The organism is Streptococcus halitosis (assembly GCF_003143695.2).
Classification (GTDB): domain Bacteria; phylum Bacillota; class Bacilli; order Lactobacillales; family Streptococcaceae; genus Streptococcus; species Streptococcus halitosis.
On record NZ_QEMY02000001.1, the window covers coordinates 1,273,410 to 1,286,354 of the forward strand.

Here is a 12,945-nt window from a genome sequence, read left to right on the forward strand (position 1 = left end):
TTTTTCTTTATGATAAAATAAAGCTAATATGAAAAAAATAATTTTATCTTTTATAACACTTTTTGTTTTTGGAACAGCTTCTACTGTTTCTGCTCAGGAGTTTGATGTTGCTGCTAAACATGCCATTGCTGTCGAGGCTACAACTGGAAAAATCCTCTACGAAAAAGATGCAAATCAGCCTGTAGAAATTGCTTCTATTACGAAACTAGTTACAGTTTATTTGGTCTATGAAGCCTTGGAACAAGGGACTATCAGTCTGTCAACACCTGTTGATATTTCGGACTATCCTTACAAACTTACAACTAATTCTGAGGCCAGTAACGTCCCTATGGAAGCTCGAAATTATACTGTTGAACAACTATTAGAGGCTACAATGGTATCCAGTGCAAACAGCGCTGCGATTGCGCTAGCAGAAAAGATTGCTGGTTCTGAGAAAGACTTTGTAGACAAGATGAGGGCTAAACTTCTTGAATGGGGAATCCAAGATGCTACTATTGTAAACACTACTGGTTTAAATAATGAGACCCTTGGCGATAATATATATCCTGGTTCTAAAAAAGACGATGAAAACAAGTTGAGTGCCTACGACGTTGCAATCGTCGCTCGTAATCTCATCCGAGATTATCCTCAAGTTTTGGAAATCACTAAAAAGCCAACTTCTACTTTTGCTGGACTTGAAATCCACTCAACCAACTATATGTTGGAAGGAATGCCAGCCTATCGTGGTGGTGTCGACGGTTTGAAAACAGGTACTACCGACAAAGCTGGTGCTTCTTTCGTTGGAACAACCGTTGAAAAAGGGATGCGTATTATTACGGTTGTTTTAAATGCGAACCAACAAGATAGCAACCCTTATGCACGTTTTACTGCAACTTCTTCACTTTTAGATTATGTTTCTGCAAACTTTGCTTTAAAAACTGTCGTTCAGAAAGGCGAAACCTATAAAGATAGCAAAGTGACAGTCCTTGATGGGAAAGAAGATAAGGTAGCTGCAATTGCTAAGTCAGATATTGCAATCGTCCAACGAGTTGGAAGTGAAACAACATCAGCTCTTCAATTCACACCAAAATCAGAAATAGCTCCACTGGAAGAAGGCAAGGTTGTCGGTACTCTAACCTATGACGATCAGGATTTGGTCGGTCAAGGTTATCTCACTTCTGAAAAACCATCTTTTGAAATGGTTTCTGAAAAGAAAGTAGAAAAAGCCTTCTTTTTGAAGGTTTGGTGGAATCAATTTATCCGCTTTATCAATGAAAAACTATAAAAAAATCGCGAACAATCGCGATTTTTTCTTTATTTTATTTCATTTCTTTAAACGCTGCTTCTGCATCAGCATTGCTAATAGCACCAAATTGGATTTTTCCGATTTTACCCTGACTGTCAATCAAGTATTCCGTTGGAATACTACGAATTTGGTAGGCTTGGAAGGTAGTTGCTTGCGTATCATATAAAACTGGTATATCCTTGTAGCCTTGTTCTTGGTACCATTTTGGAAAGTCTTGAACTGTTTTTTCACCTTGGAGACCTGGTGCAATGACACTCAAGATTTCAAAGTCTCGATCTTGTTTGGCAGCTAATTCCATCAACTCAGGCATGCTTTTTTTACATGGTCCACACCAAGAAGCCCAGAATTTCAAATAGACCTTTTTCCCTTTGTAGTCTGATAACTTCACTTCTTTGCCATCCATAGACTGCAAGGTAAAGTCTGGCGCATCCTTACCGACTGCGATTTGTTGTACAGCAGGTTGTTTTGGACTGCTTGTCTGTCTGGTTTCTTTTTCACCACAGGCAATCAACAAGAATAGAGACATGAGGCTCAATCCAGCAAAAATAACTTTTTTCATTTTTTCTCCTTTTATCCAAGAATTCCTGACAAGGCATTTAACTGCCCTAGCATTAATAATAATCCCATCAAAATAATCAAAGCTCCCCCGATTTTCTTTAGTATGATCATATGGGGTTTTAATTTACTAAAGTAGGGCATAATCCAGCCCGAAGCCAAGGCCAAAACAATGAAAGGAAGGGCCATTCCCAATGTGTATACTAATGTTAACACGGCTCCTTGCCAAGCACCATTGCCACCGGAAGCTGCTAGGGCCAAGACCGAACTCAAAACTGGTCCGATACAAGGGGTCCAACCAAAACTAAAGGTTATCCCAAGTAAAAAGGCTGACAGATAGTGATTAGGTTTTGATTGTTTGAAGGTGACTGTCTTTTGAACCTCCAGTTTATTGAAATGCAAAATTTCCATCTGGTGAAGGCCCAAGAGGATAATGACTGCTCCCATAACATAACGAAACCAGTCTGCATAGAGCATGTGCCCTAGGAATCCAGCTCCAAATCCTAAAATAAAGAAAATAAGGGAGATTCCAGCAATAAAGCACAAGGTTCGAATTAAACCTGACCATGCAACGTCTCTTCCAAAAAAGCGAAAGCTTTTCGAATTTCCCTGATCATCCAGTAAAATACCAGCATAGACAGGTAGCAAAGGAAAGATGCAGGGTGAAAAGAAGGACAGAATACCTGCTAAAAAAACGGATACTAGAAATATAATCGACTCCAACGAATTACCTACTTTCTCAAAATTCTAATCTTATTTTACTATAAAAGAAAAAAATTGTAAGAAGTCTGCTACGCTTATCTTTTTTATCTCGACTAGATACAAAAAAAGGAGCTAAGCTCCTTTATTTTAATACGTTCCTTCTTCACCTTGACTAGTCAAGATAACAGGACCGTCTTTGGTAATCACGAATTGATGTTCATATTGGCAAGATAGGCCACCATCTATAGTCTTATGAGCCCAGCCAGTCTTCATATCTGTATCGATTTCCCAGTCACCAGTATTGATCATGGGTTCAATGGTTAGTACCATTCCTTCACGGAGACGGAGTCCACGGCCTGCAATACCATAGTTAGGAACCATTGGCTCTTCATGCATAGTGGGACCAACACCGTGTCCAACCAAATCACGTACGACACCGTAACCGCGACTTTCAGCGTATTCTTGAATGGCTGCACCGATATCACCGATACGATTTCCAACAACCGCTTTCTCAATCCCTATATACATAGCTTCCTTGGTCACGTCCATCAAGTTTTTCACTTCTTCAGACGGTGTACCAACCGCATAAGCCCAACATGAGTCTGCTAAACCACCAGTATAGCTTTGGGTGTATTTTTTCATTTGCTCAACATTATTAAAGTTGAGTTTAGATACATTGAGGTCGGATTTGGCAATCGGGCCACCCAGTACCATATCAACCTTGAGCAAGTCTCCATCTTTCAAGATGTAATGACGTGGAAAAGCATGAGCAACTTCGTCGTTGAGAGAACAACAGGTAGCGTATGGGTAATCCATGACTGCGCCATCCACACCAATCTGTAAAGGAAGAAAATTCTCCTCTTTGCAACGTCGACGAACATACTCTTCGACTTCCCACATATCTACGCCTGGCTTAATCAAATCACGTAAGCCGATATGGATACTTGCTAGAAAATCACCAGCCTTGTCCATGGCTTCGATTTCACGTGCTGATTTTAAAGTTATCATTTTTTCTCCTAGATTCTAATTAATTTTAACCGTAACATTTGCTTTTGAAACAATCTGATGACCATGATAAATATCATAATCAATAATAGCTGAGCGTCTCGTGTGGTGAATAATACGAGCCTGAATCCGCAGAGTATCATCTATCTGTACAGCCTGCAAGAAATAAATCAACATCTGTTCAATGATGAGATTACGTCCGCTATTCACAACGAGGTCTTGGGTCATATGGTTGAGAATTTCAGCCAAGACTCCATTAGCAAGGACCCCATTCTTCTCCAACATAAAGGGCTCAACAGTTATGACGACTTCATCATGATGGTAAGAGAGTTTTTGTCCAATTTGCTCTGAAAAAGTCGGCAAAGCAGAAACCTGAGAACGGCTCATCTTTTCCATGACATCTCGTCGTGTTACAACACCGAGTAGGGTTTGGTTGCTTCTGACTACCGGAACCATCTCAAAGTCTTCTGCAATCATTCGTTGACTGACATTGGCAATATTGGTCGCCAATCCTGTTACGAAGATGCTGCGCGTCATCACCTTGTCAATCGTCGTGCTGGGGGATTTATCTCCTGCGTCACGCATGGTAACAACTCCAACAACAACTTGGTGTTGGTTAATGACTGGGAAACGACTACTTCTGTTCTTACGGACCAAGTCTAGATAATCTTTGACTGTATCCGTTTCTCTCAAAAAACCATACTCATGACTGGGACGATAGAGCTTTTCGACTGTCAGAATATCGGTTTTGATTTGAACATTTGAGAGGGCTTTGTTAATCATGGTCGCTACTGTAAAAGTGTCATGTTTACTCCTCAGAACTGGAATCCCTTTTTTATTAGCCAACTCAAGAACATCATCTTGGACATGAAAACCACCCGTAACGAGGACTGCATTTTCATTTTCCAAGGCTAAAAGTTGAATGCGAGTGCGGTCTCCTACGATCAAAAGACCACCATCATGGAGATAGGACAGGATATTTTGCTCTGTCATAGCCCCAATGGAGAATTTGCTAAACTCTCTCTCCAACCCTTCCTGACCAGCTAAAACTTCAGATGAGGTGACCTCAGCAATTTCAGCATAGGTTAGCCGCTCAATAGCCACTTTCTGGGACTTGACCCGTATGGTTCCACTTCGTGGCCGAGTTTCAACGATGCCACGATTTTCAGCTTCTTTGATAGCTCGGTAGGCTGTTCCGTCACTAACACCTAGGTGATTGGAAATACTGCGAACACTAACTCTCTTCCCAATTGGCAACTCTTCCAGATAGGACAAAATTTCCTGGTGTTTACTCATTGAATTCTCCTTTTATGTATCGAAATTCAAGATAGTCCCTCATTTTTCGTGTATAACGATCGCTCCCCTTAAACTGTCGAACGAGACTAAAGCCCGATTTTAAGGCTACCTTTTGACTAGCTTGATTCTCCAAATGAGTGATGATGGATAATTGTTTTAAACCAAATTCTTCAAATGAAAGCTGACATAGCTTGGTAACCACTTCTGTCATATAACCTTGTGACCAAGAATCCTTTTTTAAGAAATAACCAATTTCTGCTTCTTTTTTGATTTCATCAATCTTTTCAAATTTAATGGAGCCAATCATTTCCTGATTTCCTTGGAGACAAATAGCCCAAACACCTAGAGGAGTCTTCATAAAATAGTTGGCAAGCGCGTATTGACTTTCTTCTAAACTTGATTGACTGGGAAAAATAAACTGCAAATTTTCAGGATTGGAAGCAATCTCGTAAAATGCTTGACTGTCACTAAAAAAGAAAGGACGCAAATACAAGCGCTCCGTTTCAAAAAAAGAAAACATTGCTAATTTGGTCCAAATATTCATAATCACCTCAACGGTTTAGTCTTCAACGAGTGTAATATCTGCTCCAAGACTACGCAATTTCTCAATAATATCTGAGTAGCCTCGCAGGATAAACTCAATATTTGTAATTTCAGTTTTACCTTCAGCCATCAAACCAGCAATAACAAGCGCTGCACCAGCTCGCAAGTCTGTAGCTTTTACGCTTGCCCCGTGCAATCTACGACCACCGTTGTAGATAATATGATCATTCGTAGTCGTAATATCCGCATCCATTTTTGCTAATTCAAAAACATGGTTAACACGTTTCTCATAAATCGTATCAATGATGGTTCCACGACCTTGGGCAGTTAGTAAAAGTGGCGTGATAGGCTGTTGCAAATCGGTTGCAAACCCTGGATAGGGAGCTGTTTTGATATTGATGGCCTTTAAACCAGACTGTTCTTCAACGAAGATACTGTCTTCTGAGACCGTCATATGAACGCCCATTTCCTCTAGTTTGGCGATAAAACCTTCTAAGTGCTCATAGAGAACGTTGTTAATGCGAATTCCTTTTCCTACCGCTGCAGCAAGTGAAATATAGGTTCCAGCTTCGATACGGTCTGGAATGACTTGGTGACGCGTTCCATGAAGTTTCTCAACACCATCAATAATGATAATATCAGTCCCCGCACCACGAATGTGGGCCCCCATATTGTTCAAAAGGGTAGCGACATCAATAATTTCCGGTTCACGAGCCGCATTTTCAATGACAGTGCGTCCCTTAGCTTTAACCGCAGCAATCATAGTGTTAATCGTTGCACCAACGCTGACGGTATCCATGTAAATACTTGCGCCATGAAGCCCCTTACCTTGGGCAGATAAATTCATATTATCTCCCTCATAGCTGACCTTAGCACCCATGGCTTCAAAGGCTTTTAAGTGAAGGTCAATCGGACGAGGCCCCAGATCACATCCACCAGGAAGTCCAACTGTAGCTTCACCAAAGCGACCTAAAAGACTTCCGTAGAAATAATAAGAAGCACGCAAGCTATTAATCTTGCCATAAGGCATAGGAATGTTTTGAACACCTCTTGGATCAATCTCCAAGACATCCTCATAACGCTTAACAGTCGCCCCCATAATTTCCATGATTTCGACAAGACTAGCAACGTCTGAAATGTCTGGAACACAATCTAAAGTGACAATATCATCTGATAAGATAATAGCTGGAATAAGTGCTACAACACTATTTTTAGCACCACTAATGGTGATCTCACCTTGCAATGGACGTCCACCATTGATGACAATTTTTCTCATGTTTTACTCTTTCAAAATTTACTAAAAAGGTCTTTTCGTTCTATTATACCATAATTTTCATTTTTTTCCCATTCCTATTGATTAAACATTCCATTTCGATAAAAAAAGACCTATCACACAAGCGATAAAGCTTGAAATGATAGGTTTTAATGTTAGATTAGCGTACAGTGCGGATACGCATTGTGTTTGTACGAACAGCTTCGCCAAGTGGTACACCTGCAACGATAACAATATCATCACCAGATTCTACCAAACCTTGCTCAACTGCAATTCTTTCAGCGAGATCAAACATATCATCAGTGTTTGATGGGCGATCAGTGGTTACTGGAATAACTCCCCAGTTCAACATCAAACCACGCTGAGTCAATTCATCGAAAGTGATTGCCAAGATATCAGCATCTGGACGGTATTTAGAAATCAAACGAGCAGTGTGACCTGTCTTAGTAAGAGTAACCACCAACTTGATATTCATAGAATTTGTCGCATCCTTAACAGCTGAAGCCATAACCTCAGTCTTAGAATTACGTGACAAGTTAACAGATGACAAGCGACCGTATTCTTTTAAAAGAGTTTGAGCATTTTTGTCAATAGTTGCCATCGTAGTAACTGACTCAAGTGGATATTTACCATTTGCAGACTCACCTGAAAGCATTGTAGCGTCAGTTCCGTCGATAACAGCGTTAAACACATCTGATACTTCTGAACGCGTTGCACGTGGTTTTTCAGTCATAGTTTCAAGCATGTTTGTTGCTGTGATAGCGACTTTACCAGCTGCGTTCACTTTAGTGATGATCATTTTTTGGTAAACTGGAACCATTTCGAATGGTACTTCGATACCCATGTCACCACGAGCGATCATGATACCGTCAGCAGCTTCAATGATTTCATCCAAGTTGTCGATACCTTGTTGGTTTTCGATTTTAGCGAACAATTGAACGTGACCGTTACCAGTTTCTTCACAGATTGCACGAACTTCGTTAACGTCTTTTGCAGTACGTACGAATGAAATCGCGATGAAGTTAATACCTTGTTCAAGACCAAAGCGGATATCATCGTTATCACGTTCAGCAAGAGCTGGGAAAGGAATTTTAGTGTTAGGGATATTTACACCTTTTTGTTTAGCAATCACACCGTCATTTTCCACTTCAACTACAAATTCACGAGTTGCATCGTCTTTTTCTACAACGCGAAGACCAAGTTTACCATCGTCAACCAATACTTGGCGACCAACTTCAACGTCATCATAGATGTCAAGAGCACCAGCAACGTTCAAAGCAATCACTTCACGAGTTGATTTGATTCCTTGTTTAGTTGCAACACGGATTTTTTCACCAGTTTTGTATGAGTACTCTTTAGCTTCACCTTCGAACAATTCAGTACGGATTTCTGGTCCTTTAGTATCAAGAAGGAAACCAACTTTTTTACCTGCAAGTTTTTCTGCAAGTTTAACAGTTGCCATACGTTCACCTTGTTCTTGGTGGTCACCGTGTGAGAAGTTGAAACGGAAAGTGTTAGCTCCTGCTTCAATCAATTTAGCAATGTTTTTTGCTGAAGCTTCAACGTCAAGTTTTTCACCCCAGTATCCGTCATCACCGAATTTCTTTCCACCACGGATTTCAACCGCAGGACCCAAAGTTGCAACGATTTTTACACGTTTATTCATGATTTGTGACTCCTTTATATAATTTGACCTTTTATGGTCATTTTACCAGATTAGTTAAAGTTGATTATGACAAGCTCTTATTCAAGCTAGCAAGTTCAAGGTCAGCTTTGTGAGGGTTGTTAACAACGATTTTGCCATCAGCTGTTAGGCTGAACAAGGCTCCTTCTTCTGCTGTTCCAAGAATTGGGTTTTCAACCATTTTTTCGTTACGGATACCAACAGCGACACCACCGATTCCTTGTTTGAGAAGTTTAACAGCGTGTGCTCCCATACGTGACGCTAATACACGGTCACGAGCGGTTGGTGAACCACCACGTTGGATATGTCCAAGCTCAGTCACACGAAGGTCACTAGTATCTCCTGCTTCCTTTAGTTTCTTACCAAATTCATCGGCAGACATAACCCCCTCGGCCAAAACGATGATGTTGTGTTTTTTACCACATTCATAACCAGCTTTGATACTAGCTACGATATCTTCCATCTTGAAGCCTTCTTCAGGGATAATGATTTCATCAGCACCAGTTGCAATACCTGCCCAAAGTGCGATATCGCCAGCATTACGTCCCATTACTTCAACAACGAAAGTACGACGGTGACTTGATGATGTATCACGAATCTTATCGATTGCATCCATTGCAGTAGTAACTGCAGTATCAAATCCGATTGTGAAGTCAGTACCTACGATATCGTTATCGATTGTACCTGGAAGTCCGATAGCAGGGAATCCATGCTCAGTCAAGCGCATAGCTCCGTGATAAGAACCGTCACCACCGATAACAACGACACCTTCGATACCGTGTTTTTTCAACTGCTCAATCCCTTTAAGTTGACCTTCAAGTTGTGCAAACTCAGGGTAACGAGCAGAGTGAAGGAAAGTACCACCACGGGAAATGATGTCTCCTACTGAAGCAGCATCAAGTGGATAAATTTCGCCGGCAACCATACCTGCATACCCATCATAGATACCGAAAACTTCCATTCCTTCTGAGATTGCTTGGCGAACTACCGCACGGATGGCAGCATTCATACCAGGGGCGTCTCCACCACTGGTCAAAACAGCAATACGTTTCATTTGGTTTTTGCTCCTTTTCCTTTTAACATTCTTACTGATTATACCATATTTAAATCGAAAATTCTTCTATTTTTCGTATTTTTAGCGATAAATCGTTTTCATGGTAATTTCCTTTAATTTCTCCTGTATAGCAGGCTCTTTTTTTACAAAATGTCGTGTAGAAACAACCGTTTTTCCTTCCTCTTCATACCTGATAATGACAGGTATTGGGCCTTTGTATTGTTCTAGGATATGTGAAATCTCTTTATCGTATTCATGATTTTTAACTTGAATCCAGAATCGTTCCGCCACTGCTTCTTTCAAATCTTGTGCAATCATTTGCAAACGGCCATCTCGAGATTGAACCTTCCCATTGATATAGTAAAATTTCCCTTCGGAGAGGATGGGGGCGAATTTTCTATATTGATCTGAAAATACAGTCACATCCATCCGAGACTTACTGTCATGAACCTGTAGGAAAGCCATGTTCTCGCCCTTCTTGGTTCGAATCACTTTTAGTTTTTGCACTTCAACTAGGAGAGTAGCTTGAGCTCCCTCAGTAAGATTAGCAATCGGGGTCGTCGGATATAGGGCTTGTTTGGCAAGAGTTTGGAGAGGATGGGCACTGATACCTACCCCAATCAATTCCTGCTCCTTGTAAAATTTCTCCGTCTCAGTAAAATCATCAGCTTCAGTCCAACTATAGGTTGTATCCGCAAAGAGTCCACCTAACTCCTCAACAAAAACAAATAAGTTTGGTAGGTTCACTAAGATTTTCTGGCGATTCTTGTCAAATTCATCAAAGAGCCCTAGTTCAACCAAAGGAGTCAAAAGCGACAGTTTCTTGTAATTCTTGGGAAGACGTGTGACAAAATCTTCAATGCTTGAGAAAGGACGATTTTCGATGATCCAGTAAGAAAAATCTCTTGGGATGCCCTTAATGGCTTTTAGACCAAGATATATTTTCTTCTGAGCAATTTTATCGTGATAGGGAATGCTATTGATTGCTAACGGGGCTACTTCAAAGCCCATCTGCAATGCATCCACAATGTAATCGCTACTGGAATAATTCAACATGACTTGGAAGAAAATAGCAGGATAGTGTGTCTTGAAATAAGCAAGCTGGAGAGCCAGCGCTGAGTAGGCATAAGCGTGGGATCTGTTAAATCCATAGCCCGCAAACTTTTCTATCACTGCAAAGACTTGGTTAGCTTTTTCTTCTGAATGCCCCAAGTTCATAGCTCCTGTGATAAAATCTTCCTTCATCAAATGCATCTCTTTAGCATTTTTCTTACCCATGGCTCGTCTGAGAATATCAGCTTTACCAAGGCTGAAGCCTCCAAATCGCTGAGCTACCTGCATGACCTGCTCTTGATAGAGCATAATACCATAAGTTGATGACAGAATATCCTCCAAGACAGGATCCAGCACCGTCACCTTTTCTTTGCCGTGCTTCCGAGCGACAAAGTTATCAATATAATCACTAGCTCCTGGTCTGTTGAGGGAGGTTGTGGCTACTACCTCTTCAAAGACTTGTGGCTGAACTCGTTTCAAGAGTCGAATGGCACCAGGTTGTTCAAATTGGAAAATCCCCTTGGTATTTCCAGCAGCAAAGAGGGCCAGCGTTTCCTTATCTTCCAAATCAATCTCTTCGATTCTCAGATGAATACCTTCTGATTCTGCTAGTAATTCCTGCATTTTTTGTACGAAAGTCAGGTTACGTAAACCAAGGAAATCCATTTTTAAAAGGCCATTAGCTTCAACTGCATGTGCATCATATTGGGTGATCAGCATATCCTCACCGTATTTGAGCGGGATATAGTCTGTCAGATCTTGGTCACTCATAACGACCCCAGCGGCATGAATAGAGGTCTGACGAGGATACCCTTCTATCTTTCGAGCAATCTCAAAAGCTTTTTGGTATTCAATCTTGCTATTGATAATCTGCCTAAACTGCAAATTCTTTTCATAGGCTGTCGTTAGCGTATCTCGGAAACTGATTTTTTTCGTAATATTTGTTAATTCGTACTCTGGAACGCCATAGCGTTTAAAAACATCACGAATTGCCTGTTTTGCTCCAAAGGTCGAATAAGTGACAATCTGTGCCACGTGTTGACTACCATACCGATCACGAACATAGCGAATGAACTCTGGTCTATAGAGGTCAGGGATGTCGATATCGATATCAGGCATGGTGTAACGCTCACGATTTAAAAAGCGCTCGAAAATCAGGTTCTTTTCAACCGGGTCAATTCCTGTAATATCCAGTGAGTAAGCTACTAGACTACCCACAGCAGACCCACGCCCCATTCCCATATAGTACCCTTGGGAACGTCCAAAACGCAACAAATCCCAAACTACAAGAAAATAGTCGTCAAATCCCATATCATGAATCACAGCTAATTCCTCATTCAGTCGCTCATGATAAATAGCTGAGGTTAGCCCCTTGTCAATCAAGCCTTTCTCAGCTCTTGCTCGAAGCTCTTCCACCGCTGGTCTTTCAGGATTAAAGCGAGGAAGTTTTAAACTTGGGTCGATTTGATAGCTTACATTCTCTATCAAATCCTGGAGATTGGCAAGCGCCTGAGGGAAGCGATTTTTAAACCGAGCTTCTAAATCTGAGGCAGTTAGAAAGATCCCCTGTTGTGAATGCAGATCCACTTCTCTTAGGCTGACATTATCCTTGACTGCTGACAAGATTTGTAAAACCTGTAGGTCTTCTTTTTCAAAAGAGTTGACTTGATAGAGTGGAAGAATAGATCTAGTAAAGACTTCTTGAGGAGTATCTGGACTGACACCGATATAATAGTCATAGCCTAAATCTAACTGTTCGACCCCATTAAAATAGGGAACAATAATAGCAACATCTTCGAGGTGGGAGGTGAAGTCAGACCAATTTTTCCGTCCAGTCATTTTTAAAGTGGATAACTTCATCAACTCTTGATAACCTTTAGTGGATAGGGCTAGAAAACGTAGAGAGAGATTCTCCTCATCTTTGACCAAGGTCATTTCTAAACCAATTAAAGGTTGAATGCCATGCTTACGAGTTGCTTCTAGAAAATGATAGGCTCCATAGAGATTATCCACATCCATGATAGCAAGGTGAGAATAGCCGTATTCTTTAGCCATTTGTACATATTTTTCAATCGAAACCACACTTTCCATAAAACTATAAACAGTCTTGGTGTCGAGCTGTGCAATCATTTCTTCTCCTCCTTGCTTTCGTTTTACTACTATTATACCATTTATACCATTTAAAGTTGGATATTGAAGCAACTCGGATGCTTTCTTTTTAACATCAGCATTTACACCCTCTCCGTCTTTCTTCCCTTTAATTTTTAATATTATAAGATGGATTTGAATGTCATTTTAGACATTTTTATACTAAGTAAAGTATAATAAAGCCGGACTCTATATGCAATTTCACATATAAAAAATTCTAAGAAAGAGCTTTTTATTATAGTATTTATTCATCATTTTATAATAACTTACTAAATAGGTATTCCGCTTCACGAAATTTCTTGCATTAAAGTTTATTTATTCCATTTTTCCTTATTTTTTGATATAAT

The 12,945-nt window shown here is 40.5% G+C and carries 10 protein-coding genes; 1 reads left to right on the forward strand and 9 read right to left on the reverse strand.

What is annotated here, in order from left to right:
• The first annotated feature begins 28 nt into the window (after positions 1-28).
• Complete coding sequence (gene pbp3 / locus DB729_RS06325) at positions 29-1,264, forward strand: D-alanyl-D-alanine carboxypeptidase PBP3 (protein ID WP_109289958.1); 1,236 nt, start codon at positions 29-31, stop codon at positions 1,262-1,264.
• Between the two features lie 34 nt (positions 1,265-1,298).
• Here the strand turns inward: pbp3 and sdbB are convergent, their stop codons facing one another.
• The 9 genes from sdbB to DB729_RS06370 form a co-directional block, all read right to left on the reverse strand.
• Positions 1,299-1,844 (reverse strand): thiol-disulfide oxidoreductase-associated lipoprotein SdbB, encoded by a 546-nt coding sequence (gene sdbB / locus DB729_RS06330; RefSeq protein WP_084872989.1) that lies wholly within the window; start codon positions 1,842-1,844, stop codon positions 1,299-1,301.
• An 11-nt stretch (positions 1,845-1,855) separates the two neighbouring features.
• On the reverse strand, positions 1,856-2,563 hold the full coding sequence (ccdA2, locus tag DB729_RS06335; protein WP_084872987.1) for a thiol-disulfide oxidoreductase-associated membrane protein CcdA2: 708 nt from the start codon (positions 2,561-2,563) through the stop codon (positions 1,856-1,858).
• Between the two features lie 126 nt (positions 2,564-2,689).
• Positions 2,690-3,550: a methionyl aminopeptidase gene (locus DB729_RS06340; protein ID WP_000631555.1), complete on the reverse strand. Its 861-nt coding sequence runs from the start codon at positions 3,548-3,550 to the stop codon at positions 2,690-2,692.
• A gap of 15 nt (positions 3,551-3,565) precedes the next feature.
• Positions 3,566-4,843: a CBS-HotDog domain-containing transcription factor SpxR gene (spxR, locus tag DB729_RS06345; RefSeq protein WP_000033809.1), complete on the reverse strand. Its 1,278-nt coding sequence runs from the start codon at positions 4,841-4,843 to the stop codon at positions 3,566-3,568.
• The gene (locus tag DB729_RS06350) at positions 4,836-5,387 is read right to left on the reverse strand and encodes a GNAT family N-acetyltransferase (RefSeq protein ID WP_109289957.1); all 552 of its coding nucleotides are present in this window, start codon (positions 5,385-5,387) and stop codon (positions 4,836-4,838) included. The genes spxR and DB729_RS06350 overlap by 8 nt, the downstream gene beginning before the upstream one ends.
• Positions 5,388-5,402: 15 nt before the next feature.
• Positions 5,403-6,662 carry a UDP-N-acetylglucosamine 1-carboxyvinyltransferase gene (locus tag DB729_RS06355; protein WP_084854117.1) on the reverse strand — a complete coding sequence of 420 codons (1,260 nt, stop codon included), beginning with the start codon at positions 6,660-6,662 and terminating at the stop codon, positions 5,403-5,405.
• A 157-nt stretch (positions 6,663-6,819) separates the two neighbouring features.
• Positions 6,820-8,325 (reverse strand): pyruvate kinase, encoded by a 1,506-nt coding sequence (gene pyk, locus DB729_RS06360; RefSeq protein WP_084920963.1) that lies wholly within the window; start codon positions 8,323-8,325, stop codon positions 6,820-6,822.
• Between the two features lie 64 nt (positions 8,326-8,389).
• Entirely contained in the window at positions 8,390-9,397 is a 1,008-nt protein-coding gene (pfkA, locus tag DB729_RS06365; protein ID WP_000820879.1) for a 6-phosphofructokinase, read from the reverse strand.
• Positions 9,398-9,478: 81 nt separating this feature from the next.
• Positions 9,479-12,580, reverse strand: a complete 3,102-nt coding sequence (locus DB729_RS06370) for a DNA polymerase III subunit alpha (RefSeq protein ID WP_109289956.1) — start codon at positions 12,578-12,580, stop codon at positions 9,479-9,481.
• Positions 12,581-12,945 lie beyond the last annotated feature (365 nt).

Bases quoted from the DNA above. Each gene is read 5' to 3' on its own strand.
- pfkA (WP_000820879.1), bottom strand. From the start codon at position 9,397: ATGAAACGTATTGCTGTTTTGACCAGTGGTGGAGACGCCCCTGGTATG.
- DB729_RS06370 (WP_109289956.1), bottom strand. From the start codon at position 12,580: ATGATTGCACAGCTCGACACCAAGACTGTTTATAGTTTTATGGAAAGT.
- DB729_RS06355 (WP_084854117.1), bottom strand. From the start codon at position 6,662: ATGAGAAAAATTGTCATCAATGGTGGACGTCCATTGCAAGGTGAGATC.
- spxR (WP_000033809.1), bottom strand. From the start codon at position 4,843: ATGAGTAAACACCAGGAAATTTTGTCCTATCTGGAAGAGTTGCCAATT.
- sdbB (WP_084872989.1), bottom strand. From the start codon at position 1,844: ATGAAAAAAGTTATTTTTGCTGGATTGAGCCTCATGTCTCTATTCTTG.
- pbp3 (WP_109289958.1), top strand. From the start codon at position 29: ATGAAAAAAATAATTTTATCTTTTATAACACTTTTTGTTTTTGGAACA.
- DB729_RS06340 (WP_000631555.1), bottom strand. From the start codon at position 3,550: ATGATAACTTTAAAATCAGCACGTGAAATCGAAGCCATGGACAAGGCT.
- DB729_RS06350 (WP_109289957.1), bottom strand. From the start codon at position 5,387: ATGAATATTTGGACCAAATTAGCAATGTTTTCTTTTTTTGAAACGGAG.
- pyk (WP_084920963.1), bottom strand. From the start codon at position 8,325: ATGAATAAACGTGTAAAAATCGTTGCAACTTTGGGTCCTGCGGTTGAA.